The 25,366-nt window shown below is 38.2% G+C and carries 23 protein-coding genes; 22 read left to right on the top strand and 1 reads right to left on the bottom strand.

The genetic code is table 11. The annotated features are described in order from the left end of the window. Positions 1 to 774, bottom strand: a complete 774-nt coding sequence (surE, locus tag ACUN8G_RS05250; protein WP_437346079.1) for a 5'/3'-nucleotidase SurE — start codon at positions 772 to 774, stop codon at positions 1 to 3. A 126-nt stretch (positions 775 to 900) separates the two neighbouring features. Here surE and ACUN8G_RS05245 point away from each other — a divergent pair, with 126 nt between their 5' ends. From ACUN8G_RS05245 to ACUN8G_RS05140, 22 genes are all read left to right on the top strand, one after another. Beyond that, a complete protein-coding gene (locus tag ACUN8G_RS05245) occupies positions 901 to 1,743 on the top strand; it encodes a hypothetical protein (protein WP_437346078.1) in 843 nt (280 codons plus the stop codon). Positions 1,744 to 1,751: 8 nt separating this feature from the next. After that, positions 1,752 to 2,948, top strand: a complete 1,197-nt coding sequence (xseA, locus tag ACUN8G_RS05240; RefSeq protein WP_437346077.1) for an exodeoxyribonuclease VII large subunit — start codon at positions 1,752 to 1,754, stop codon at positions 2,946 to 2,948. Continuing rightward, a complete protein-coding gene (gene xseB, locus ACUN8G_RS05235; protein ID WP_437346076.1) occupies positions 2,941 to 3,162 on the top strand; it encodes an exodeoxyribonuclease VII small subunit in 222 nt (73 codons plus the stop codon). The genes xseA and xseB overlap by 8 nt, the downstream gene beginning before the upstream one ends. A 9-nt stretch (positions 3,163 to 3,171) precedes the next feature. Then, complete coding sequence (gene dxs / locus ACUN8G_RS05230) at positions 3,172 to 5,091, top strand: 1-deoxy-D-xylulose-5-phosphate synthase (RefSeq protein ID WP_437346075.1); 1,920 nt, start codon at positions 3,172 to 3,174, stop codon at positions 5,089 to 5,091. Continuing rightward, entirely contained in the window at positions 5,091 to 6,089 is a 999-nt protein-coding gene (locus ACUN8G_RS05225; protein ID WP_437346074.1) for a Gfo/Idh/MocA family protein, read from the top strand. Before dxs ends, ACUN8G_RS05225 begins: the two co-directional genes overlap by 1 nt. Before the next feature lies 1 nt (position 6,090). Beyond that, complete coding sequence (locus tag ACUN8G_RS05220) at positions 6,091 to 6,789, top strand: response regulator transcription factor (protein ID WP_437346073.1); 699 nt, start codon at positions 6,091 to 6,093, stop codon at positions 6,787 to 6,789. Beyond that, positions 6,776 to 7,810, top strand: a complete 1,035-nt coding sequence (locus ACUN8G_RS05215) for a sensor histidine kinase (RefSeq protein ID WP_445480912.1) — start codon at positions 6,776 to 6,778, stop codon at positions 7,808 to 7,810. Before ACUN8G_RS05220 ends, ACUN8G_RS05215 begins: the two co-directional genes overlap by 14 nt. Before the next feature lie 133 nt (positions 7,811 to 7,943). Next, positions 7,944 to 9,269, top strand: a complete 1,326-nt coding sequence (locus tag ACUN8G_RS05210; protein WP_437346071.1) for an MFS transporter — start codon at positions 7,944 to 7,946, stop codon at positions 9,267 to 9,269. Positions 9,270 to 9,289: 20 nt separating this feature from the next. Then, on the top strand, positions 9,290 to 10,696 hold the full coding sequence (gene uxaC / locus ACUN8G_RS05205) for a glucuronate isomerase (protein WP_437346070.1): 1,407 nt from the start codon (positions 9,290 to 9,292) through the stop codon (positions 10,694 to 10,696). A 20-nt stretch (positions 10,697 to 10,716) separates the two neighbouring features. Beyond that, positions 10,717 to 12,270, top strand: a complete 1,554-nt coding sequence (locus ACUN8G_RS05200) for a tagaturonate epimerase family protein (protein ID WP_437346069.1) — start codon at positions 10,717 to 10,719, stop codon at positions 12,268 to 12,270. A 1-nt stretch (position 12,271) separates the two neighbouring features. Continuing rightward, complete coding sequence (locus ACUN8G_RS05195) at positions 12,272 to 12,919, top strand: bifunctional 4-hydroxy-2-oxoglutarate aldolase/2-dehydro-3-deoxy-phosphogluconate aldolase (RefSeq protein ID WP_437346068.1); 648 nt, start codon at positions 12,272 to 12,274, stop codon at positions 12,917 to 12,919. An 8-nt stretch (positions 12,920 to 12,927) separates the two neighbouring features. Beyond that, entirely contained in the window at positions 12,928 to 13,776 is an 849-nt protein-coding gene (locus ACUN8G_RS05190; RefSeq protein WP_437346067.1) for an SDR family oxidoreductase, read from the top strand. A 45-nt stretch (positions 13,777 to 13,821) separates the two neighbouring features. After that, positions 13,822 to 14,904 (top strand): PfkB family carbohydrate kinase, encoded by a 1,083-nt coding sequence (locus ACUN8G_RS05185; RefSeq protein ID WP_437346066.1) that lies wholly within the window; start codon positions 13,822 to 13,824, stop codon positions 14,902 to 14,904. A 47-nt stretch (positions 14,905 to 14,951) separates the two neighbouring features. Continuing rightward, a complete protein-coding gene (locus ACUN8G_RS05180) occupies positions 14,952 to 16,238 on the top strand; it encodes a nickel-dependent putative hexonate epimerase (RefSeq protein ID WP_437346065.1) in 1,287 nt (428 codons plus the stop codon). A gap of 1 nt (position 16,239) precedes the next feature. Then, positions 16,240 to 17,691, top strand: a complete 1,452-nt coding sequence (gnd, locus tag ACUN8G_RS05175) for a decarboxylating NADP(+)-dependent phosphogluconate dehydrogenase (RefSeq protein WP_437346064.1) — start codon at positions 16,240 to 16,242, stop codon at positions 17,689 to 17,691. A gap of 47 nt (positions 17,692 to 17,738) precedes the next feature. After that, positions 17,739 to 19,736, top strand: a complete 1,998-nt coding sequence (gene tkt, locus ACUN8G_RS05170) for a transketolase (protein ID WP_437346063.1) — start codon at positions 17,739 to 17,741, stop codon at positions 19,734 to 19,736. Between the two features lie 183 nt (positions 19,737 to 19,919). Further along, entirely contained in the window at positions 19,920 to 20,753 is an 834-nt protein-coding gene (gene kduI, locus ACUN8G_RS05165; RefSeq protein ID WP_437346062.1) for a 5-dehydro-4-deoxy-D-glucuronate isomerase, read from the top strand. Between the two features lie 17 nt (positions 20,754 to 20,770). Further along, on the top strand, positions 20,771 to 21,532 hold the full coding sequence (locus ACUN8G_RS05160; protein ID WP_437346061.1) for an SDR family oxidoreductase: 762 nt from the start codon (positions 20,771 to 20,773) through the stop codon (positions 21,530 to 21,532). Positions 21,533 to 21,559: 27 nt separating this feature from the next. Continuing rightward, a complete protein-coding gene (locus ACUN8G_RS05155; protein WP_437346060.1) occupies positions 21,560 to 22,576 on the top strand; it encodes a TonB family protein in 1,017 nt (338 codons plus the stop codon). 13 nt (positions 22,577 to 22,589) lie between these two features. Next, on the top strand, positions 22,590 to 23,591 hold the full coding sequence (locus ACUN8G_RS05150) for an aldo/keto reductase (RefSeq protein ID WP_437346059.1): 1,002 nt from the start codon (positions 22,590 to 22,592) through the stop codon (positions 23,589 to 23,591). Beyond that, complete coding sequence (yiaK, locus tag ACUN8G_RS05145; RefSeq protein WP_437346058.1) at positions 23,588 to 24,580, top strand: 3-dehydro-L-gulonate 2-dehydrogenase; 993 nt, start codon at positions 23,588 to 23,590, stop codon at positions 24,578 to 24,580. The genes ACUN8G_RS05150 and yiaK overlap by 4 nt, the downstream gene beginning before the upstream one ends. Beyond that, entirely contained in the window at positions 24,577 to 25,290 is a 714-nt protein-coding gene (locus tag ACUN8G_RS05140; RefSeq protein ID WP_437346057.1) for a ThuA domain-containing protein, read from the top strand. The genes yiaK and ACUN8G_RS05140 overlap by 4 nt, the downstream gene beginning before the upstream one ends. Positions 25,291 to 25,366 lie beyond the last annotated feature (76 nt).

The raw sequence follows: 25,366 nt of genomic DNA, 5'->3' as shown, positions 1-25,366 counted from the left end.
TCAGTTATCAATCGATAGATTCTCGATATTCCAGTTTTTCATCTCCTCGAATAAGTCATAATCTGTAAGGTCAAAATGAATCGGGGTAACGGAAACATAATTATTTCGTATCGCAAATTGGTCTGTTCCCAGGTCCGAATCTGCTTCAATTAATTTGCCTGTAAGCCAGAAATATTTTTTACCGTACGGGTCAATTCTTTCTTCATAAATATCATCCCATTTTGATTTTCCCTGACGCGTAAGTCTCAATCCTTTTATTTTTTCTTCGGGTAAATCGGGGACGTTTACGTTTAAGAGTGTTCCTGCTGGCAAGCCGTTTTTTACGACTGTTTGTGCAAGTAGAGTTGCTACTTTGGCAGCATACGAAAAATCGGTTGGCTCGTGACTTGTAAGTGAGATTGCAATTGAAGGTACGTCCATTATTGCTGCTTCTCTTGCTGCAGAGACAGTTCCAGAATAAATTATATTAATAGCTGTATTCGAGCCGTGATTGATGCCCGATATCACTATGTCCGGCCTGGTCTTCATAATATTTCTAATGCCCATTTTTATGCAATCCGCGGGCGTGCCTTCAACGGCATAACCGAAAAAATTACCATTCTTATAATATTCTGTTACTCTTAAAGGAATTTTCATCGTAATAGCATGACCAACCGCGCTCTGTTCAGTTCTCGGCGCAACAACTGTAACCTCTCCAATTTTCTTTAGCTCATTCACCAGTGCAGCAATTCCTGCCGAGTCAATACCGTCGTCGTTCGATACTAAGATTTTCATTTTTATCCCGAAATTTTTATTAACAGAACGAAATATAGTTAATTTTTTTTGTAGTAGTTTTCCGAGCGCTATGACAAAAAAGTTATTTCAAAAAAGTGTATTTTAAATAGACAATTTTAAAAAGATATGAAAAAGTTTTTGATAACTATATTTTTAGTTTTATTAACATCAACAGGTCTTTTATTCTCGCAGGATGAAGAAAATATCGAGATATATATAATCGACTCGTACATCACTCCGGACCCTCCATACATCTTTAACCTGACATTTTTTACTTCCGACAGTGTAAAGTCGAGAATTATCTTTGAAAATAACGATACTTTTATTATCTCTGACAAGCCAGAGATAGAGCATAAATTTGAAATGGATATTTCGAAATTGAAAATTTCTGATAATTACATCAGCTACAAAATTGAATTAACCGATAGAGACGAGGGTAAAATTTTGAGTGAGCAATATGAAGTTGAATTCCCAAATAATATTGTTATGAAAGACCGGAATCTTAATCTTTTACAAGTTTGCTGTTTCGGTGGAGTAATATTTGGTGTGCCGTCGCCGGTTTATTTGCGCTACGAAGGAAATGATTATTTCGGACTTTCGAAAGAAATTCCTCTATTTTCTTTTTATTCAGGAGGCTACAACTATCCGTTCGGTTATGTTGGGGTGGAATACACGTACGTTTTTAACAAAGACAAAGTAGATTTAAGTCAGGATTTCCTCAGGCTTGGTTATAAACAAATTATTCAATTGCCAGTAATTGAATATCTTTCAATAGGAGTATCTTACTTTAATGACTTTAAAGGTGCATACGGTTTTAGTCCTGAATTATCTCTGGGACTATTCAGAATTGAAAACGTTTTTACTTTTTATGGAAGATATCGATATACAAGTGGAATTTCCGGCAGGAAATATTGTTTAAACGAATATTCTTTGGGAATTTACTCAAACTTTTTTTCAATCAATTTTTAAGATGAATAATGCAAGATGGCGAATTAATTATTGATAATATACTAACTGTCAGTGAGATTACCGGCCAAATTAAAAACCTGCTGGAAGAGAACTTCGCTGAAATTTCAGTAGTTGGTGAAATTTCCAATTTCAAGGCGCATATTTCGGGTCATTGGTATTTTACACTCAAAGACGCTAATGCTCAGATAAGCTGTACAATGTGGCGGGGTTTGAACAACTATGTTTTTTTTACGCCTGAAGATGGTATGAAGGTAATCGTAAAAGGAAGACTTACGGTTTATCCGCCACGTGGGAATTATCAAATTGACGTCCGTTCGATGAAACCAGCCGGAGTTGGCGAGCTTCAGGCAGCATTCGAAAAGTTAAAACAAAAATTAGCTGCGGAAGGACTTTTTGATGAGAAATACAAACGACCGATTCCTCAATTTCCCGAAAAGATCGGAATTGTAACTGCAATTGATGGCGCTGCATTTAAAGACATGCAAAGTGTGGCAAGAAGGAGATTTCCATTAGTTGAGTTAGTCATAGCACCATGCAGGGTTCAGGGTGCAGGGGCTGCAGAGGAAATCGTTGAGAGCATTAAACTGCTCAACACCAGAGACGATATCGATGTTATCATAGTTGGTCGTGGGGGTGGTTCGTTAGAAGATTTATGGGCATTCAATGAAGAAATCGTTGCGCGTGCAATTTTCGAATCCCGTATTCCAATAATAAGCGCTGTGGGGCACGAAATCGATTTTACAATTTCAGATTTTGTAGCCGACTTGCGTGCGCCAACTCCATCAGCAGCAATGGAACTCGCAACTCCAGATATAAACGAAATCTTTGCCTTTATAGACGAATTTTCCTATAATTTTACTGATAATATATTTTCTCTTATTTCTGATTACAAAGAAACAGTCGAATCATTTTTATCGTCGTACGGTTTCAAACTTCCAATCGATAATATCAGAACTAAGGAACAGTATCTCGACAATTTGTATTTCAGATTAGAGAATAATTTCGATAACATAGTTCAAAATTCGAGGGTTCGTCTGGAACTCTTAAAAGCAAAACTTGAAAAATATGATACAAGCCGCATCCTTGAAAGAGGATTTACGATTGTCAAACAAAACGATGCAGTGGTTACCCGACTGAAGTATTTAAATAAGGAAGAAAAATTTAGTATCATTTTTTATGATGGAGAAACTTTAATAAATGAATAAGAAGAAAGAGAAAAGCTTTGAGGAAATGTTGAAGCGACTCGAGGAAATTTCGGGCAAGCTCGAGGAAGGGAACCTTCAACTCGACGAATCGATTCGCCTCTATGAAGAGGGGATGGAATTGGCAAAGTCATGCTATCAAATTTTGAAATCTGCAGAACTAAAAATAACCGAAATAAAAAAGAAATTTGAAGAAGAAATTAATAAGGACTCATAAAGGTACGAAATGCCAAATAAGAACGATTACAAACTGCTGTTCGATATCAATTCTCCTGAAGATATAAAAAAACTGGAAGGTCAGGACCTTAAACTGCTTTGTACGGAAATTCGTCAATACATGGTTGACGTCATATCAAAGATCGGAGGTCATTTCGGGGGAGGACTCGGAGCTGTTGAGTTGACTGTTGCTCTTCATAAAGTATTCAATACACCTTATGATCAAATTGTCTGGGATACTGGTCATCAGGCTTATCCTCACAAAATTGTAACTGGAAGAAGGGATGCATTGAAAACCATTCGCCAGTTCAAAGGAATCAGCGGTTTTCTTAAACGAAGCGAAAGTCCTTACGATGCATTTGGAGCCGGACATGCCTCTACATCAATTTCTGCAGCTCTCGGAATTGCAGTTGCCAGCGACATTTTAAAAGAGAATCGAAAAGTAGTAGCTGTTATAGGGGATGGTGCTATGACCGGAGGCATGGCTTATGAAGCTATGAATAATTCGGGACTCCTAAAAAAGAATCTGATAGTTGTTTTAAACGATAATCAGATGTCGATTGCACCGAATGTCTGGCAAATTTCAAAGTATTTCAATGAAATGATTTCGCACCCTGAATATAACAAATTCAAAGGTGCTATCTGGGACTTGACTGGTAAGCTTGATCATTTCGGAGACAGGTTAAGAAAAGTTGCTGCACGTATTGAGCAAGGCATCAAGGCAGTTCTTACTCCCGGAATGTTGTTCGAGGCTCTCGGATTCCGATATTTCGGACCGATTAATGGTCACAATATTAATCAATTGATCAGATTGTTCGAGCACGTAAAAGAATTAAACGGTCCAATACTTGTCCATGTTCTGACTGAAAAAGGAAAGGGTTACAAGCCGGCTGAAAATCATTCGCAACGTCTTCATGCAGCAACGCCATTCGATAAATTAACTGGAGTATCCTTAAAAAAAGGAACCCCACTACCGTCGTATACTTCAGTATTTGGTGATGCTCTTGTAGAAATTGCTAAAAGCAATGACAAAGTCGTTGGTATAACTGCTGCAATGCCAGACGGAACAGGGCTCGATAAACTTCAGGCTGAATTACCTGAAAGATATTTTGACGTAGGAATTGCAGAGGAACATGCAGTTACATTTGCAGCAGGAATGGCAACGCAGGGAATCATTCCTGTGGTTGCAATTTATTCTACATTTTTGCAAAGGGCTTTTGATCAAATTATTCACGACGTTGCATTGCAAAACTTACACGTTGTTTTTGCTCTTGACAGAGCCGGACTGGTTGGCGCCGATGGTCCCACACATCACGGCACGTTCGATTTATCTTATTTGAGGATGATACCAAATATTGTAATAATGGCGCCAAAAGATGAAGCCGAACTGAGAGATATGCTCTATACAGCAGTTAATTATAAAAAGGGACCTATTGTACTGCGATATCCAAGAGGAAATGCGCTCGGAGTTGAATTAAAAGAAGGTTTCAGAGAAATTGAAATCGGCAAAGCTGAAAGAATTAATTCTGGCAATGATGTTGCATTACTTGCAGTCGGTTTAATGGTTGACTACGCTTCGAAAGCCGCCACTTTGCTGGCACAACATGGAATTGAAGCAGAAGTAATCAATATGCGTTTTATAAAACCACTCGACGAAAATATCCTGATCGAAACTGCACAAAAGTTCGATAAAATAGTAACACTCGAAGAAAACAGCTTAATTGGTGGATTTGGTGCCGGTGTTGTCGAATTCTATAACGATAATCATATAAAAGCGGATCTCTTGCGCATCGGTCTGCCGGATCAATTTATTGAACATGGAACACAGGCAGAACTTCATCGTATGCTTGGAATCGATCCAGAAGGAATAGTACAAAAAGTTATCGACTTTTTAAAAAATAAAAATTATAAAAACGGCGTAGTAGCTTGATGAAAAAAACTAAGGTAGCAATTGTTGGATTGGGCTCGATTGCTCAACTGGTTCACATACCGGTATTAACAAAAATGGGTAACATCGAGCTTGTTGCTGTGAGTGAAATTAACAATAATCGCCTTAAAACAATTGGTGAAAAAATTCCAGCTGCAAGACGTTACACGGATTATCGTGAAATGATTTCTCAAGAAGAGCTCGATGCAGTTATTGTTACATCTCCAACAAACACTCATAAAGAGATAGCTATCGATTGCCTGAATGCAAAACTCGACGTGTTGATTGAAAAACCGATTGCATTAAATTATAAAGAAGCACTTGAAGTCGATAAAGCTGCAAAGAGAAATAAAAAACTGGCTATGGTTGGTATGAATTTGCGGTTTCGACCCGATTCGATGTTGATGAAAAGTATTATTAATAGCGGAGAACTGGGGGAAATATTTTATATAAAATGTGGCTGGCTACGAAACAAAAGCAGCGCACAAAAATGGTTTATCGACAAAAAGAAATCGGGCGGGGGAGTAATAATCGACCTTGGGATTTTATTGCTCGATCTTGCCATCTGGATGTTTGGAAACAATAAAATCGAAAGTGCATCCGTTCATAAATTCAACACAAAAAATCAGGACGTTGAAGATTCGGCGGTTGGAATTGTGAGACTCAATTCGAAAAATGCCATCAATTTTGAAGTAAGCTGGGAGCTCTATTCGGAGACGGACAGTTTTAATTTTATTATTCACGGCACGAAAGGCGCAGCTCAGTTAAATCCTTTGAAAGTATTTAGAAAAATTGAATCTGCATTTTTTGATTATAGCCTTTCTAAATCAAGTGTATCTAATTTGTACCATAAATCGTATGAAAACGAGATGAAACATTTCATTGCTTCGCTCAGAGGTGAAGTTCCTCCTGTATCAACTTCTGAAGAAGCACTCGTTAGAATGAAATTGCTCGATATTATCTATAAATCAGCAGAACAAAAAAAGGAAGTGAAATTTTAATATGAGTGAAAAAATATTACTTGTCGACGACGAAAAAGATATTATCGAATTTCTCAAATATAACCTTGAAAACGAGGGATTTGAAGTTATTGCCGCTTATAACGGTCAGGAAGCAATCGATAAGCTATCACTAAATCCGGACTTAATAATTCTCGACGTAATGATGCCCAAAATGGATGGTTACGAAACATGCAAACAGATCAGAAAGAGAGAGGAATTTAAGAATACGCCAGTCATATTTTTGACTGCAAAATCCTCCGAAATTGATGAGGTTTATGGACTGAATCTGGGAGCTGACGATTTTATTCAAAAACCGATATCGCCAAAAAAACTTATTGCGCGGGTTAAATCGAACCTGCGTAAATTAGAGCAGTTAAAACAAAACGAAGAGGAAACAATAGAAATCAGCGCCGGACCGCTCTTGATTAACAGAACAAAGTATACAGTTATTGTCGATAAAAAGGAATTAGTCTTTCCGAAGAAAGAATTTGAAATACTGGCATACCTTGCAGCTAGACCGGGTAAAGTTTTCGAAAGAGAGAAGATATTGCGCGATATCTGGGGCGGCGATGTTTACGTGGTCGAAAGAACCATTGACGTTCATATACGTAAAATTAGAGAAAAGCTGGGTGAGTATTCGTATCTGATCGAAACAATTAAGGGGGTGGGTTATCGTTTCAGAGACGTTGAAAAATATTAAAGAAAATCTATCCTTCGGAAGAAATTATACTCTTCCTTTATTAATATACAATTTTGTTTTCTTTCTACTTTTGTCTTTCCTTGCAGGTCATTCCCCTATAATTCTTATTCTCATTTTATTTTTTATTCTTATTTCCTATTTCAGTTTGTTAAATTATCTCGGCTTGAAAAGGAAAAAAGAAGTCAATTCGATTGCAGAAATAATCCGTAAGATTAGAAACAATCAACTGATTGATCATTACGACATCCATTTAAGCGCTGATCTACGTTATCTTGAAGATGAAATTCGTGAAATGTTTCGACGTAATAAAGAAGTAATCGAAAATTTGAAAAAGTTAGAAAAGGTAAGAACTGAATTTTTGGGGAACGTATCTCATGAATTGAGAACTCCGATATTTGCAATTCAAGGATTTATTGAGACACTCCTCGATGGAGCAATAAACGACCCTCAGGTGAATTTATCTTTCCTTCAAAAAGCAAATCAGCACTTAAATAATTTGAATAATTTGTTGAATGATTTGATCGATATCTCAATGATTGAATCAGGGCAAATGAAAATGAATCTCCGCTATTTCGATCCGGAGCCGATAGTACGCAATTTAGTTAATGAATTTAAACCCTATGCCGAGAATAAAAATTTGGAATTGGATGTAAAGTTAAGCAAACCTGTTCCCGAAGTCTACGGCGACAAGGAAAAAATTCGTCAGGTGTTATCGAATCTATTGGTCAATGCGATTAAGTACACAGAAAAGGGAAGAATTGAGGTGGGTATACAGGATTACGAAAAAGAGGTACGAATTTATGTAAGAGATACAGGTATCGGAATTGATCCTGAAGATCAGCGTAGAATATTTGAACGGTTTTATCGAGTCGACAAAAATCGTTCGAGAGAATTGGGGGGCACAGGACTTGGTCTGGCAATAGTAAAGCATATAATTGAAGCTCATAATTCGCGTATGGAATTAATTAGCCAGCCTGGAGAAGGGAGTGAGTTTGCATTTAGATTAAAGAAATTTGTATAAAAATGACTTTAATAAACTCAAAGGAAGAAATTAATTTTATAATTTACTTTTTTGTAGCAAATGATAATAAAAATTTCTAAATTAGTAACCGATTAAGTAACCGCTGTTTTTTAATAAATAAATTGGAGCTGTAATGGATGCAGAACTTAATCAAAATAACCCTGTAGCAAAAGTTGGGAAATACCGTTGGACAATACTTGCTCTGGTTTTCTTTGCTACAACAATCAACTATCTCGATAGACAGGTAATTAGTCTTCTTAAAGATGATTATCTTGAACCCACATTCAATTGGACTGAAACTGATTATGCTAATGTTGTAGTTGCTTTTCAGGTCATGTACGGCATCGGTATGTTATTTATGGGATGGCTTATCGATAAATTGGGCACAAAAATTGGTTATGCGCTTTCGTTAACAGTGTGGAGTCTGGCTGCTATTGCGCATGCTTTTGCAAAAAGTACTTTAGGTTTTGTTTTCGCAAGAGGATTTCTTGGACTGAGTGAAGCTGGCAACTTTCCTGCTGCAATTAAAACTGTTGCCGAATGGTTTCCCAAAAAGGAGAGAGCTCTTGCCACCGGTTTGTTTAACTCAGGTTCAAATGTTGGTGCTATTTTAGCTCCATTGACTGTGCCTTTGATTGCCGTTTACTGGGGCTGGCAATGGGCGTTTATCATAACAGGTGGTATCGGATTGATCTGGTTGATCTTCTGGTTTTTAATCTATGAAATTCCTTCTAAACATAAAAAATTATCAAAAGATGAATATGAATATATTCATAGCGACAAAGACGAACAATTATCGAAAGAAAAAGAAAATGAAAAAGTTGGTTGGCTCAGTTTATTGACCTATAAACAAACGTGGGCTTTTCTAATTGGAAAATTTTTGACCGACCCCGTATGGTGGTTTTATCTTTTCTGGTTACCTTCATTTCTAAATAAACAATACGGTATGACTAAAACTGATCTGGCTCTTCCTATTGCCCTTGTCTATACAATGACTACTTTTGGAAGTATCTTTGGTGGATGGCTCTCGGGTTATTTTATCGGGAAAGGATGGACAGTTAATAAAGCTCGTAAGACTGCCATGCTTATTTTTGCATTGCTGGCACTGCCAGTTGTATCTGCTCAGGCATTGGGAGTCTATTCGCCATGGATTGCAATACTGATCGTTGGTATAGCAGCATCTGCGCATCAAGCCTGGTCTGCAAATATTTTTACTACTACTTCCGACATGTTCCCTAAAAAAGCTGTTGCTTCAGTAACTGGTATTGGTGGAATGGCGGGAGCCGTTGGTGGAATTTTGATAGCAACTTTAGCCGGTTGGGTACTCGATCATTTCAAAGCGCTCGGGACAATCGAAACAGGATATTATGTTATGTTCCTGGTTTGCGGGTCGGCTTATTTGATCGCATTGTTCATCTTTAATCTCCTCGCACCAAAAATGGAAAGAGTAGAAATTTAAAATAAAACGGAATTAATAAAATGAGCGACATTTTTATCAAAGAAAATTTTCTTCTGAGCAATAAAACGGCGGAAATCTTATATCATGAACACGCTGTTAAGCAGCCTATAATTGATTATCATTGCCATCTTCCAATTGACGAAATAGCCTCGAACAGAAAATTTGAGAATATCACACAGGTATGGTTAAACGGTGACCATTACAAATGGCGAGCAATGCGTACTAATGGCGTTGATGAAAAATATATCACCGGCGATTCGACTGATAAAGAAAAATTTATGAAATGGGCTGAAACAGTTCCATATACAATTAAAAATCCTCTTTATCACTGGACGCATATGGAACTAAAAAAGCCATTTGGAATTTCTGACAAATTGCTTAATCCGGATACTGCCGAAGAAATCTGGAACCGAACGAGCGAGCTTCTATCTACAGACGACTTTTCTACACAAGGATTAATTAGTCAATGGAATGTCGAAATAATTTGCACTACAGACGATCCAATCGATTCGCTGGAGTATCATAAAAAGATAAAAGAAAATCCTTTTGGCACGAAAGTATTGCCGGCATTCCGTCCGGATAAGGCGATGGCGGTAGAAAACACAAACGATTTCTTGAAATATCTGAAGAAACTCGAAGAAGCTTCAGGAATTTCGATCAACAATTTTGACTCGTTTCTCGAAGCCATTAAAAAGCGCCACGACTATTTCCACGAAAATGGTTGCCGACTTTCTGACCACGGTTTAGAGACAGCTTACGCCGAAGACTATACCGAATCCGAAATTAAGTCGATCTTCATAAAACTTCTCAATAAAAAAAATCTTGAGCTGAACGAAATTCTCAAATTTAAATCTGCGATGATGTATGAATTTGGCATTATGGATTGGGAAAAAGGCTGGGTACAACAATTGCACCTCGGCGCTCTGAGAAATAATAATAGTCGTATGTTTAGACAGTTAGGTCCAGATACTGGGTGGGACTCAATTGGCGACTTCGAAATGGCACGCCCGCTTGCTAAATACCTGAATAAACTCGATTCAGAAAACAAGTTGGCAAAAACTATTTTGTATAATCTTAATCCTGCTGATAATGAACTCTTTGCCACAATGATTGGAAATTTCCAGGATGGAACAGTGCCTGGTAAAATGCAATACGGCAGTGCCTGGTGGTTCCTCGACCAAAAGAGCGGAATGGAACGTCAAATTGATGCGCTTTCAAATATGGGTCTTTTGAGCCGATTCGTAGGTATGCTGACCGATTCCCGCAGTTTTCTCTCTTATTCCAGACACGATTATTTCAGAAGACTTCTCTGTGATATTCTGGGAAGAGAAATCGAAGCAGGACTTATTCCAAACGACCTGGATTTAGTTGGTAAAATGGTCGAAGATATTTCTTATAACAATGCAAAAAACTATTTTGATTTCTGACAATAATAAAGGAGTTATCCATGGAAATGCTGAAGCTTTATGACGAAGTGGAAAATAAAAATATTGTAAAAAACGATCTGGTTGACCTAACTATTGGTGAGTCATTAAAAATAAAAGTTTATCCTCTCTCGGTATTGAAGAAGGACGATATTTTCTTTTTTATTGGGAAAGAAAATTTCGAGAAATTTCTATTTGTCGTCTCTATCGGTAAAGGAGACGGATTGATGAATGAATTCGAAGGCGAAGTGATCGATGCCGGTAAAGATGTATACATCAAAAAGTGTTATTTATCTACAGTAAATAGAAAAAAAGTTCAGAAACTTTTTCCACACACGGTACCGATTGTGCTCGGTTTGTGCAACTCATTCGGTTGCGGTGACAGACTCGGAATGGCAAATGCAGGTCACATCAGAGCAATTAAACAGAGTAGCTTCCGTCCAATTCTTGCACAGCAGTCGATAAGGGAATTGACAAGAACTAACAGAACGCCAGATGATGTTATGGACGCCGCCGTGTGGGCAGTCCTTCAAGAAGGTTATAAAGATGGTTTCGGATCGGATGCTGATCACCTTAAAACATTCGAAGATATCGATTTAATGCTCAATGCTGGCTTTACAATGTTTACATTCGATCCAAGTGAACACGTTGACAACGAAGCCGACAATTATACTGAAGAGCAACTAAAGCAAAAGTTAGCTGAAATTGATTGGGAAGGACTTAAGGATAACAAAGCCGAAGCAGCGAAACGTTATGTCGATATGACTTTCACAATTTCCGAACGACTTTCGTTAACTATCACAGAAACGGATTTCATGCGAGCCTATGCTAAATACGGAAACGCTATTGCTCATATTAAAAAGATGTATGACTATCTCGCTTCGAAAGCCAGCAAAGGCAGTTTTGAAATCGAAGTTTCAGTCGACGAAACCGAATCAGTTACCTCGCCGTTCGAACATTTCTTTTTTGCAAATGAATTAAACCGACTCGGGGTTAAATATGTAAGCCTCGCACCTCGTTTTATCGGCGATTTTGAAAAAGGCATCGACTATAAAGGCGATCTGAATTTGTTCAAATCCGAATACGAAAAACACCTCGATATAACAAAGTATTTTGGCAGCTATAAGATAAGTCTCCACTCAGGCAGCGACAAATTCTCGGCTTATCGTGTCATCGGTTCAATTAAAGGCGCTTATACTCACGTTAAAACAGCAGGCACAAGTTATCTGGAAGCATTACGCGTTGTAGCTGACAGGGAGCCGAAATTATTCAGAGAAATTCTCGATTTCTGCCGTGACCTTTATGAAACGGAAAAGAGAAGCTATCATGTCTCTGCTGACATAAATAAAGTCAAACCTGCAAGTCAATATACCGACGAAGAACTTCTCGAACTCTTCAATCTTAACGATGCCCGACAGGTATTGCACGTTACTTTCGGGAAGGTATTGACCGAGCGGGATTCTTCAGGTCAATTCCTGTTCAAAGACAAAATAATGAAATGCTTGATTGAAAATGAAGAAATTCATTATCAATTCCTGGAAAAACATTTTCTAAAACATCTGGAGTGTTTTAAATAATATGGAAAGAGAAAAAATTTTAGAATCGATATTAGAGAGAAAGGCGGTTGCTGTACTGAGAATTAAAGAGCCAGAAAAACTTAAAAGAGTTATCGAGGCCATAGCCGAAGGTGGAATAACGGTTGCCGAGATTACAATGACTGTTCCCAATGCTATTGAATTAATTAAAAGGATGAGTGAAGAACTCGATAAAAATATTATTGTTGGCGTTGGCTCGGTGCTGGATGCAGAAACAGCCCGCTCAGCAATAAAAGCAGGAGCTAAATATGTGGTTAGTCCAATTTTCAAAAAAGAAATAATTGAACAAGCTCATCAATTGGACGTACCTGCCATGCCAGGATGTTTTACTCCTACTGAAATACAAACTGCTTATGAAGCTGGAGCTGATGTTATTAAAGTCTTCCCGGCAGATGTGCTCGGCATGAAATTCTTTAAAGGAATTCTCGCTCCTATGCCTCATTTAAAGTTAATGCCAACCGGAGGTGTCGACCTTACTAATGCTGGCGAATGGTTGAAGGCAGGTGCATGCGCTGTTGGAATTGGTTCGGCACTCCTCGATAAAGAAGCAATCAAAAACGAAAATTATTCCGTGCTCACTTCAAATGCCCGTCAGGTGATCAAAAGTATAAACGAAGCATTAAATAAATAGGAGATGTCATGAAATATTCGATGGAAGACATCAGGGGTAAAGTTTGTGCTGTAACAGGAGGTGGAGGCGTTATCGGTTCTGTTTTTTGCGAAGGATTGGCAGAGGCTGGTGCTAAAGTTGCAGTCTTTTATAATTCAAATAAACAAAAAGCCGACACACTTGTTGAAAAGATCAATTCAGAAAATCCCGGACATGCAATCAGTGTTAAGGCAAATGTACTCGACAAAGAATCTCTTCTAAATGCCAAAAAGACAATAAATGAAAATTTTGGCAAGATAGATGTATTGGTTAATTGTGCCGGTGGCAATCATCCCAAAGCAACCACACAGCTTGAATTTATGACCGATAAAGATCTTCAGGATATTGGCAAAAGCTTTTTTGGTTTGGAACTCGAGGGTTTTAGGAATGTGTTCGATTTGAATTTTATGGGAACCGTTTTACCGACAATGATTCTCGCTGAGGATATGCTCGGCAGAGGTGGAGTTATTGTTAATATATCGTCGATGAACTCATACAAACCTCTTACAAAAATTCCTGCTTATTCAGCTGCCAAAGCTGCAATCAATAATTTAACAGAATGGCTCGCAGTCCATTTTGCTAAAGTCAATATTCGTGTAAATGCAATAGCTCCCGGATTTTTCCTTACAGAACAGAATCGATTTTTATTGGTCGATAAAGAGACGGGTCAACTTACTGAACGCGGTAAAAAAATTATTAACGGTACTCCTATGGGACGTTTCGGCGAACCGGAAGAATTGGTTGGAACGTTACTCTATCTTGTCTCCGATGTTTCAAAATTTGTTACAGGTGTAGTTATTCCTGTTGACGGAGGATTTAATGCCTACAGCGGAGTTTAATAAATTCTATAAAAATTATTGAACTATTAAATACAGGGACTAATTATGAATACAGGACTTAATATTAAAAAAGAAGGATATTACGATTTCGTTTCTCTTGGGGCACTTGTACATCGCCTCGATCCAGGGATAATCCCATTCAGAAAAGCAACAGAATGCAAGATACACGTAAGTGGCGGCGAATATAATGTAGCTGCAAACTTGGCGGATTGTTTCAGGTTGAAGACAGCCATAGTAACTGCATTGGTCAAATATCCAATTGGTGAATTGATTCGTGAACGAGTTCGTGCTATGGGTGTTGAAGGATTATACAAGGAATTTGAACATAACGGCGTTAATGGTCCAAATATGGCTGCTGTATACAGCGACAGGGGTTTTGGATCTCGTGCACCTGTAGTTTTTTATAATCGTTCCAACGAAGCTGCTGCTTTATTGAAGCCGGGCGATATCAATTGGGACGAAATATTCACAAAAGGTGTAAAGTGGTTTCACAGCGGAGGAATTTTTGCAGCTTTGTCCGAAACCACTGGCGAATTGATTATCGAAGCAATGAAAGCAGCCAAAAAATTCGGAGCTGTAACGAGTTTCGATCTCAATTACAGAGCCAAGTTATGGAATATCTGGGGTGGCGAAAAAAAAGCCTCGGAAGTGATATCTCGAATTGTTGAACATGTAGATGTATTGGTCGGCAACGAAGAAGACCTCCAAAAAGGTCTTGGTATACCTGGTCCAGAAGTTACTGCTAAGTCGAAACTCGATCCTTCAGTATTTCTTGCAATGATAGAAGATGTCACTAAAAAATTTCCGAATGTAAAAGTAGTCGCTACTACATTGAGAGAAGTCCATTCTACAAATCGTCATAGCTGGAGTGCCGTTGCCTGGATTAATGGGAAATCGTTTCAAGCCCCTACAGCTGAGCTCGATGTTTACGATAGAGTCGGAGGCGGCGACGGATTTGCAGCTGGTTTTATCTATGGACTACTGAAAGGTGAGGATCCGGAGCAGGCAGTTAAACTTGGCTGGGCTCATGGAGCACTACTTACTACTTATCCTGGTGATACCACTATGGCAACTCTTGATGAAGTACTGGCATTTGCCAGAGGTGGCTCAGCACGAATTCAACGTTAAATTTTTATAATGCGGGCAGCTAATTGCCCGTTTTTTTTGAGGTTGTTATGATATATTGTGCTGTCGGTTCTAAAAATATGGAAATTAGTTTAGAGCGAGCAAAAGAATATTTGTACGAAGCTCTATCTAAAATCGGCTCGCGGAAAAAAATACTCGCAATACCACCAGATTTTACTAGATATCATTCTAAGGCTGGAGAATTAACTTATTTTATTTATGAATATTATAGAGATAATCTAAAAGATATATTACCAGCGCTTGGCACTCATACTCCAATGTCTGAAAGCGAAATTAATACCATGTTTGGCAACATACCATTGGAGCTTTTCCGTGTACATCGCTGGCGCGATGATTTAAAGACGCTCGGCATTGTACCTGAAGATTTTATATCACAAGTATCTGATGGAATAGTAAAATACTCATGGCCGGCACAGGTGAACAAGTTGCTGGTTGAGGGTAACTATGATTTAATTCTCTCTGTTGGTCAGGTTGTTCCTCATGAAGTTATCGGCATGGCGAATTATAATAAAAATATTTTCGTCGGTACAGGTGGCAAGGAAGGAATAAACAAAAGCCACTTCCTCGGAGCAGCTTATGGAATGGAAAGGATTATGGGAAGAGCCGACAATCCTGTACGAAAAGTTCTTAATTACGCTTCTGAAAATTTCGCAAAAAATTTACCAATCGTATATGTTTTGACGGTTATCGGTAAAAATGAAAAAAACGAACTTGTTTTAAAAGGTTTGTTTATTGGTGATGATTATGAGTGTTTCAAACAGGCGGCTGATTTATCGCTCCAGGTTAACTTTGAAATGCTCGATACACCTCTCGATAAAGTAGTGGTATTTCTTGACCCGCAAGAATTTAAGAGCACCTGGCTGGGCAATAAAAGTATTTATAGAACAAGGATGGCAATTGCCGACGGTGGAGAATTGATTGTGCTTGCTCCCGGTCTGAAAGAATTTGGTGAAGATAAAGAAATCGACCGATTAATAAGAAAATATGGATATAGAACAACACCAGAAATTCTTAAATTTGTAGATGAGAATAAAGAACTTCAGGAAAATTTAAGCGCGGCAGCTCATTTGATTCACGGTTCGTCCGAAAACCGTTTTACAATCAGATACTGCCCGGGCAATTTGTCCAAAGACGAAATTGAAAGCGTCAATTTTAAGTATGGCGATCTAAATGAGATGCTAAAAAAATATAATCCACAAAAATTAAACGACGGATTTAATATAATGCCCGACGGAGAGAAAATATTCTTTATCTCAAATCCTGCTCTCGGATTGTGGGCTTACAAAGGAAAATTTCAAAATCAGGAGATAAAATAAAATGAGTAAAGCAGATATTGGTTTAATTGGTCTTGCTGTAATGGGCGAAAATCTCGTCCTGAATATGGAAAGCCACGGGTTTACTGTTGCAGTTTACAACAGGACAACCTCGAAAGTGGACGATTTTATTAATGGAAGAGCTAAAGGTAAAAATATAATCGGTACTCATTCACTCGATGAATTGGTCGCAAGTCTGAAAAAGCCGCGTAAAGTTATGTTAATGGTTAAGGCTGGAAAAGCGGTTGATGATTTTATCGAGGCACTTATTCCTCTTATGGAAAAGGGTGATATTATCATCGACGGAGGAAATTCGAATTTTCAAGATACAATCCGTCGAACAAAATATGTTGAAGAAAAAGGTTTACTTTTTATTGGAACAGGTGTATCAGGTGGAGAAGAAGGTGCATTGAAAGGACCTTCAATTATGCCTGGCGGCTCGCCGCAGGCCTGGGAACACGTGAAGCCGATTTTTCAGTCAATTGCTGCTAAGGTTGAAGATGGTTCTCCTTGCTGCGATTGGGTAGGGGAAAACGGTGCCGGTCATTTCGTTAAAATGGTTCATAATGGAATTGAATATGGCGATATGCAATTGATTTGCGAAACTTACCAGATAATGAAAGATTTGTTGGGACTATCTTACGAGGAGATGCATCAAATTTTCAAAGAATGGAACAAAGGCGAACTCGAAAGTTATTTGATCGAAATTACAGGAGATATTCTCGCATATAAAGATACCGATGGTCAGCCACTTGTGGAAAAAATTCTTGATGCCGCAGGACAAAAAGGTACCGGTAAATGGACAGTGATAGCCTCAATGGAAGCCGGTGTACCTCTTACATTAATTGGTGAAGCAGTTTATGCACGTTCTCTCTCGGCTTTAAAAGAAGAACGTGTTGAAGCTTCCAAAATTATTTCCGGTCCCAAACCTAAATTCGAAGGCGACAAGAAACAATTCATCGAAGATTTGAAACGTGCATTATATGCTTCAAAAATAATTTCGTATGCACAGGGCTTTATGCTTATGCGCGAAGCTGCAAAAGATTATGGCTGGAACCTCAATTACGGTGGAATTGCACTTATGTGGCGTGGTGGATGTATTATTCGCTCTGCATTCCTCGGAAAGATCAAAGAAGCTTTTGATAAAAATCCCTCGCTCTCAAATTTGATACTCGACCCATTCTTCAAAGAAAAGGTGGAATCTTCGCAGGAATCGTGGCGTAGAGTAGTAACTGCCGCGATAAGTAACGGAATCTGGGTTCCTGCACTTTCTACTGCCTTGAATTTCTTCGATGGATATCGCCAGGAAAGATTACCAGCAAATCTTTTGCAGGCGCAAAGAGATTATTTCGGAGCTCATACCTATGAACGAGTTGACAAACCAAGAGGAGAATTTTTCCACACAAACTGGACAGGACATGGCGGAACGACATCTTCGACTACATATAATATCTGAATTTATTAAATTTGCGGATTACTTTTTAATCAATTTGGGGGAGTTATATGCAAAATAATGATGTCAAGAAGTTAGCAGCGAATACTATTCGAATACTGGCAGCCGAAGGTGTCCAGAAAGCAAATTCGGGTCATCCAGGAATGCCAATGGGAATGGCAGATGTTGCCATGGTTCTTTGGACTGAATTTTTGAAACATAATCCCGACGATCCTAAATGGTACAATCGCGATCGATTTGTATTGTCTGCCGGTCACGGGTCAATGTTGATCTATACCTTACTTCATTTGAGTGGTTACGATGTTTCGCTCGACGATTTGAAGTCTTTCAGACAATGGGGTAGCCGTACAGCTGGTCACCCTGAATATGGACTTCTTCCTGGTATCGAAACTACAACAGGGCCGCTTGGACAGGGATTCGGAAATGGAATCGGTATGGCAATAGCAGCCAAAATGATTGCTGCTCGTTTCAACGACGAAAAATATCAACTATTTGGCAATCATTTTATCTATGCAATTGTAAGCGACGGCGATTTGATGGAAGGAATTTCCCACGAAGCCGCTTCGATTGCAGGACACCTTAAATTAGGAAATATCATCTATTTCTACGATGATAATCATATCACAATTGAAGGTAATACTTCGATTACTTTTTCGGAAGATATCCAGAAACGATTCGAATCCTACGGCTGGCAGGTATTAAAAGCAGATGCATATAATCACAATGAAATACGAAATGCAATTAAAACCGCTCAACAAGAAACTGAAAAACCGACGATCATTATTACTAAATCGCATATCGGTTTTGGAAGTCCTAATAAAGTTGACACTGCCGAGGTACATGGTTCACCACTTGGTACTGAAGAATTAATCGAAACAAAGAAAAACTTGGGCTGGCCTACCGATAAAGATTTCTTTGTACCAGATGAAGTAAAAAAATTGTTCGAAGAAAGGAAATCTGAACTCAAAAAAGAATACGACAGCTGGCAAAAAAATTTCATTGATTGGAAAGAGAAAAATCCTGAAAAAGCTGAAGAGTTTAATAAATACATTACAAATTGGTTGCCCGAAAACATCGACGAAGAATTACTTAATGCCGTTCCGAAAGAACCGTCGGCAACGAGATCTCTATCGGGCAAGGTAATTCAAAAGATTGCTCAATTAGTTCCTAATTTTGTTGGGGGTTCTGCAGATCTGGCTCCATCGACAAATACATACATGAAAAATTACAGCGACATTGCCCCCGGAAAGTTCGAAGGAAAAAATTTCCACTTTGGAATTCGTGAACATGGTATGGGCGCAATTCTAAACGGTATGGCGCTCTACGGCGGATTTAGACCTTTTGGTGCAACTTTCTTTGTATTCTCAGATTATATGCGCCCAACAATAAGGCTGGCTGCTATAATGGAGATACCAGTTATTTATGTATTTACACACGATTCGATTTTTGTGGGTGAAGACGGACCAACTCATCAACCTGTTGAGCATCTCTCTGTTTTACGGGCTATTCCAAATGTTACTGTAATTAGACCAGCCGACGGAATTGAAACCGCTATGGCATGGTCATTTGCTCTTAAACATAAAGAAGGTCCCGTTGCTCTTATTCTTACACGTCAGAAAATCGAAGCATTTGAGAGAATCGCTGATTTTAAACCAGAAGATGTTCTCAATGGCGCTTATATTGTCATGAAAGAAAACGGTAACAAACCCGAACTGGTTATCGCTGCCAGTGGCTCCGAAGTTCCAGTGGCTGTCGAAGCAGCTAAGTTACTTTCAGAAAATTATTCTGTTCGTGTAGTTTCTATTCCTTCTAAAGAACTTTTTATAAAACAAAACGACGATTTAAAAAAATCTATTATTCCGGAGGATGTTCCGCTCGTAATCATTGAAGCAGCGTCAATGATGGGATGGGGCGATTTATTCAGACAAAAACTTCTTACAATCGGAATGGAAAGATTTGGAGCATCAGGACCGTATAAAACACTTGCTGAAAAATTCGGCTTTACTGGTCCGCAGGTAGCAGCTAAGATTAAAGACTGGCTTCGATAAATTAATAATAAATTGTAGAGCGGAGCAAAATTCTCCGCTCTCATATATTTTTTAATAATTGCCCTTCTTACACAAGTGTATTAGAAAAATATGCAATAATTATTTTTACATTTGAAAAAATTTATACAGTATTTTAGATGAAAGAAAGTAAACGATTAATTTGAATTTAATAGTGAGGTAAAGATGGAAGTACGTTACTCACCTGATAAAAATGGCTTTAAAAAAATGACCACCGACGAACTTCGTCAGTCATTTTTGATCGAAAGCCTTTTTGTTAAAAATGAAATTCCAATGGTCTATTCAGATATCGACAGGTCAATTACCGGTTCTGCAGTGCCGGCTGGAAAAGAACTTACTCTTACAGCATCAAAAAAGGAGATGGCCGCGGAATTCTTTTGTGAAAGAAGAGAAGTTGGAGTTCTCAACATTGGCAACAAAGGAAAAATAATACTCGATGGCACCGAATTTCCAATGAATTTCAGAGATGCCCTTTATATTGGTAGAGGTACAAAAGAAGTGAAATTTTTGAGCGAAGACCCAGATAAGCCAGCAGAATTTTATTTTGTAAGTTATCCAGCTCATAAAGAATACCCCTCGAAACATATTAAATACGAAGATGCTATTCACAGAAATCTGGGTTCACTGGAATCGTCGAATAAAAGAACAATCCATCAATACATATTGCCGGAAATACTACCTACATGCCAGCTGGCAATGGGACTGACAGAGCTCGAAGTGGGATGCGTATGGAATACAATGCCTGCGCATACGCATCAAAGACGCTCGGAAGTTTATATGTATTTCAACTTAAGCGAAGACGATTTTGTTGTCCATCTGATTGGTGATCCAGTTGAAACACGGCATTTGATTGTACGCGACCGTCAGGCTGTATTGTCGACCAGCTGGTCGCTTCATTCTGGATGCGGTACTAAAAATTATTCGTTTATCTGGGCTATGGGGGGAGAAAATCAGGTCTTCGACGACATGGATCACATTCCCATGAAAGATTTAAAATAAATTACGGAGGTAGATTTATGATTCTTGATAAATTCAAACTCGATGGAAAAATCGCTCTGGTAACGGGCTCCAATCAAGGAATCGGTCAAAAATATGCTCAGGCTCTGGCTGAAGCAGGCGCAGACATAATCGGAGTTTCTTATGTCGATGATTTTGCTGAAACTGAAAAACTTGTAAAAGCAGCAGGACGAAATTTCAAATCGTATGTAAGCGATTTCTCCGACAGAAAATCGCTCTACAATTTTATTGAACAGGTAAAAAAGGATTTTCCACGCATCGATATCCTCGTTAACAATGCAGGAACAATTTTGCGTAAACCAATAGCCGAGCATCCGGACGAATACTGGGATAAAGTCATTGAAGTTAATCTCTCAGCTCAATTTATTTTAACTCGTGAAATCGGCAAAGAGATGGTCGCAAGAGGTTATGGCAAGATTGTATTTATTGCCTCGCTTTTGTCGTTTCAGGGTGGTATATTAGTTCCTGGATATGCTGCTTCAAAAGGAGGTGTTAAGCAATTGACAATGGCATTTGCTAACGAGTGGGCGTCAAAAGGCGTCACGGTAAATGCAATTGCCCCTGGTTATATTGCTACTGAAAATACACGTCCTCTCAGAGAGGATCCTGTAAGAAATAAAGCTATACAGGATAGAATTCCTGCCGGAAGGTGGGGTGTCCCAGAAGATTTAATGGGCGCAATGGTCTTCCTTTGCTCTGATGCTTCAAGTTATGTCAACGGTACGGTACTTGTAGTGGATGGTGGTTGGATGGCTCGATAGGCAATAAATAATAAATGGAGAAGTAAAATGAAAGGAATACTTTTTGTTATTCCTTTCCTTATTTATTCTTGTTCTTTTTTTAGCAGTGTGGAGAAGGAAAGGGCACTCGAGAAACCCGTCCTTTTGAAAACAGTCGAATTAAATTATCCAAAGGAAGCTTTGGATAATAATATTCAGGGTAAAGTAGATTTAATGATTCTTGTCGATACAACAGGGAGCGTCAGCGACGTTAAATTAATTAAATCATCCGGTTTTACTATACTCGATACGGCTGCAATTAATTATTCGAGTCAATTGAAATTTCTTCCCATCAGAGAAGATGGCAAAAAAGTTGCCCGATGGATTAAATGGAATGTTAATTACAAAATCGATGAAACACCGCTGGAGCCAGAAGTGATCAGGATTTTAGTTTTCTACAAAGCTTCTGATTATGTTCACGAATCAACTAAAACTGCAATCGATATGTTTCGAAAATTATCTGAGAACTACAAATTCAGCATTGATTTTACGGACGACTCAACCAATATTAATCTTGATTATCTTAAAAACTACGACCTACTGGTTTTTCTAAACACATCTGGTAATGTACTTGATGAGGACGGCAAAAAAGCGCTGGTCGAATTTACAAAAACAGATAAAGGATTTGTTGGTATTCATTCCGCTACGGCAACACTGGAAGACTGGGACTGGTACTGCAATTTTATTGGAGCCTGTTTTGATGACCACCCCGAAATTCAAAATGCAGTAATTAGAGTTGCAAATAAAAATCATCTCTCCACAAAACATTTGCCCGATTCGCTGGTCTGGAAAGACGAATGGTATAACTGGAAAGATTTGCCAGAAAATGTGGAGCTCCTTGTAACAGTTGACGAAAATACTTATAAAGGAGGTAAACACGGAGATTTTCACCCTATATCGTGGTGCAAAGAAATAAACAATTTCAGGGTCTGGTATACTGCAATGGGTCATTTACCAGAACATTATACAGATCAGAATTTCATTAAACATATTGTAGGCGGAATTTTCTGGGCATCAAATAAATAGGGAGACTTATTTCATGATTTATAGAGAAATTGGTAAATCCGGGCTGAATGCTTCTGTAATTGCATTTGGTGCGTGGGCAATCGGTGGTTGGATGTGGGGCGGTAGCAACGAAAAAGAAAGTATCGATGCAATTCACGCTGCTATCGATAAAGGCATTAATTTAATTGATACGGCTCCAGCTTATGGATTTGGTTATTCTGAAGAAGTTGTAGGGAAAGCCGTTAAAGACAGAAGGGATAAGGTTTTAATTGCTACAAAATGCGGCTTGAGATGGGATCTGGAAAAAGGTGAATTCTTTTTCTATACTACAGAAAAAGGAGTTGCAGATGAATCGACACCGGGCGCAATGAAAATTTATAAATACCTGCATCCTGATTCAATTCGATACGAAATTGAACAAAGCCTTCGCAGACTGCAAACAGATTATATTGATTTATATCAAACTCACTGGCAGGATTCAACTACACCAATTGAAGATACTATGGCTGAATTAATTAAATTGAAAGACGAAGGGAAAATAAGAGCTATCGGTGTTTCAAATGCCACCGTTGAACAGATGAAAAAATATGGAGCCATCGATTCCGATCAAGAAAAGTATAATATGCTCCACAGAAAAATTGAAAAGGAAGGCAACGTTAGTTATTGCCATGAAAATAATATTGCTATCCTGGCATATTCACCACTTTCTCAAGGATTGCTGACAGGAAAAATTTCTCCCGATAGAAAATATAATGAAGGTGACTTACGACGAAACAATCCTTTATTCACTCCAGAAAATATTAATAAAGTCAATTCCATGCTAAAAGAATTTGAACCGATTGCCGAAATGCATAAAGTGTCGATTGCTCAACTGGTTTGCGCTTGGACTTTCAATCAAAAGGGGATTACTCATCTTCTATGTGGAGCCAGAAACAGACATCAGGCAATTGAAAACGCAAAAGCCGGCTCGGTTAACTTGACCAATGAAGAAATTAATGAAATTAATACAATCTACACGAAATATTTTGAGCAGTGACAAATATTAAGAAAGATGACTTAAAAGAGTTATTCAAAAGTAAATTAAAGGCGCGAGGATTTTCCGATGAGGAAGCAGATCTTTGCGCCGAAATTTTTACTGATAATACAGTTAGCGGAGTTTATTCTCACGGCATTAATAGATTTCCTCTCTTTATCGATTATGTTGATAAGGGTCTAATTAAACCTGGAGCAAAACCTTTATTAATAAAATCATTTGCTGCTGTGGAACAATGGGATGGTAATTTCGGTCCAGGTCCATTGAATGCTTATGCAATGACGAATAGGGCAATGGAGATAGCCGATAAATATGGTATTGGGTGCGTGGCATTAAGAAATACCAATCATTGGATGAGAGCGGGCTATTACGGGTGGGCAGCTGCAAAAAAAGGATACATTTTTATTTGCTGGACGAATACAATACCTAATCTTCCACCATGGAATGGAAAAAAGGCAACATCGGGAAATAATCCGATTGTCTTTGCAGTACCGAAAAATGATAATCCTGTTGTTCTCGATATGGCGCTTTCTCAATTTTCATACGGTAAACTTGCAGAATACATAAACATGAATCTTCAACTTCCTTATTATGGAGGTTACGATTCGAAGGGTAATTTAACAAAAGATCCCGTTGAAATTAATAAAACACAACGTGCTCTACCGATCGGATTATGGAAGGGCGCAGGGTTATCCTTGTTGCTCGACCTGATTGCTTCAATTCTTGCGGAAGGCAATTCAACTGCCGATCTGTCGAGATCAGAATACGATACCGGAATGTCGCAGGTATTTATTGCAATAAAGCCTCTATTTAACGATAAAATTGAATCGTATGTCGAAAAAATTATAAAATATTATAAAAGTGCCGAACCGGTTTCATTTGACGAGGCAATTTATTATCCAGGCGAAAGGTCTACTCAGTTCAAGAAAAAATGCGATGAAGAAGGGATTCCGATAGAAGAGCAATTACTGGAAAAAATTAAATCGTTATGAAAATCATATTAATTTATTTACTAATTGCGATGACTGGTATTTTTGCCCAAGACAAATTGAATTTATTAATTGTTACTGGTGGAAAAGCCGTTGATTCTTCATTTTATAAAATCTTCAATCATAAATCAGGTCTAAACTATTCTGTTGTTCCAAAACCAGAGGCATTTAATTTATTTGATTCAGAGTCTATCTCAAATTACGATGTGATTCTCTTTTACGATACTTATCAGGATATCAGTCCCCGGGAATCTGAGGCATTTCTTTCGATATTTGATAAAGGGATTGGAGTGCTTTTTTTACATCACGCAATTGTGGCTCATCAGGATTGGGATGAATATATAAAAATCACTGGTGCTAAGTATCATTATAAGCCGTATTTATTTAATGGATTAAAATACGGGCCATCTACATACAAACACGACCAGGATTTCGAAGTAATAATACTCGATCACACACATCCAATTACAAAAGGGATTAATAATTTTTATGTGCACGACGAAACCTACCTCAACATTGAGTACGACAAAGGGAATCATTATTTATTGACTACTGAGAATTGTGAGTCTGCAAGGTATCTGGGATGGACTCGAGAGTACAGGAATTCGAAAGTTGTTACGATTTTACTTGGACACGATAGATTAGTCTATGAGAATCAAAAGTTTCAAGAGCTCCTTTTCAACTCACTCGCTTGGTTAAAAAAGGAGAAATGAATCGAAAAATTCATTGACTTTTATAAAAAGTTTTCGCATTTTAAGTAAGCGATTAAGTAAAGCATATAGCTTAATA

This window comes from Melioribacter sulfuriphilus (assembly GCF_052656625.1).
Note: the sequence above shows the minus strand (reverse complement) of the source record. Positions and strands in the feature narration are given on the sequence as shown.

What these genes read in the sequence shown, in the direction of transcription:
- gnd (WP_437346064.1), top strand. Translation starts at nt 16,240, where the DNA reads ATGAGTAAAGCAGATATTGGTTTAATTGGTCTTGCTGTAATGGGCGAA.
- uxaC (WP_437346070.1), top strand. Translation starts at nt 9,290, where the DNA reads ATGAGCGACATTTTTATCAAAGAAAATTTTCTTCTGAGCAATAAAACG.
- ACUN8G_RS05150 (WP_437346059.1), top strand. Translation starts at nt 22,590, where the DNA reads ATGATTTATAGAGAAATTGGTAAATCCGGGCTGAATGCTTCTGTAATT.
- ACUN8G_RS05245 (WP_437346078.1), top strand. Translation starts at nt 901, where the DNA reads ATGAAAAAGTTTTTGATAACTATATTTTTAGTTTTATTAACATCAACA.
- ACUN8G_RS05155 (WP_437346060.1), top strand. Translation starts at nt 21,560, where the DNA reads ATGAAAGGAATACTTTTTGTTATTCCTTTCCTTATTTATTCTTGTTCT.
- ACUN8G_RS05180 (WP_437346065.1), top strand. Translation starts at nt 14,952, where the DNA reads ATGATATATTGTGCTGTCGGTTCTAAAAATATGGAAATTAGTTTAGAG.
- ACUN8G_RS05160 (WP_437346061.1), top strand. Translation starts at nt 20,771, where the DNA reads ATGATTCTTGATAAATTCAAACTCGATGGAAAAATCGCTCTGGTAACG.
- ACUN8G_RS05140 (WP_437346057.1), top strand. Translation starts at nt 24,577, where the DNA reads ATGAAAATCATATTAATTTATTTACTAATTGCGATGACTGGTATTTTT.
- kduI (WP_437346062.1), top strand. Translation starts at nt 19,920, where the DNA reads ATGGAAGTACGTTACTCACCTGATAAAAATGGCTTTAAAAAAATGACC.
- ACUN8G_RS05190 (WP_437346067.1), top strand. Translation starts at nt 12,928, where the DNA reads ATGAAATATTCGATGGAAGACATCAGGGGTAAAGTTTGTGCTGTAACA.
- dxs (WP_437346075.1), top strand. Translation starts at nt 3,172, where the DNA reads ATGCCAAATAAGAACGATTACAAACTGCTGTTCGATATCAATTCTCCT.
- ACUN8G_RS05200 (WP_437346069.1), top strand. Translation starts at nt 10,717, where the DNA reads ATGGAAATGCTGAAGCTTTATGACGAAGTGGAAAATAAAAATATTGTA.
- ACUN8G_RS05210 (WP_437346071.1), top strand. Translation starts at nt 7,944, where the DNA reads ATGGATGCAGAACTTAATCAAAATAACCCTGTAGCAAAAGTTGGGAAA.
- ACUN8G_RS05185 (WP_437346066.1), top strand. Translation starts at nt 13,822, where the DNA reads ATGAATACAGGACTTAATATTAAAAAAGAAGGATATTACGATTTCGTT.
- xseB (WP_437346076.1), top strand. Translation starts at nt 2,941, where the DNA reads ATGAATAAGAAGAAAGAGAAAAGCTTTGAGGAAATGTTGAAGCGACTC.
- ACUN8G_RS05225 (WP_437346074.1), top strand. Translation starts at nt 5,091, where the DNA reads ATGAAAAAAACTAAGGTAGCAATTGTTGGATTGGGCTCGATTGCTCAA.
- tkt (WP_437346063.1), top strand. Translation starts at nt 17,739, where the DNA reads ATGCAAAATAATGATGTCAAGAAGTTAGCAGCGAATACTATTCGAATA.
- surE (WP_437346079.1), bottom strand. Translation starts at nt 774, where the DNA reads ATGAAAATCTTAGTATCGAACGACGACGGTATTGACTCGGCAGGAATT.
- ACUN8G_RS05195 (WP_437346068.1), top strand. Translation starts at nt 12,272, where the DNA reads ATGGAAAGAGAAAAAATTTTAGAATCGATATTAGAGAGAAAGGCGGTT.
- ACUN8G_RS05220 (WP_437346073.1), top strand. Translation starts at nt 6,091, where the DNA reads ATGAGTGAAAAAATATTACTTGTCGACGACGAAAAAGATATTATCGAA.
- xseA (WP_437346077.1), top strand. Translation starts at nt 1,752, where the DNA reads ATGCAAGATGGCGAATTAATTATTGATAATATACTAACTGTCAGTGAG.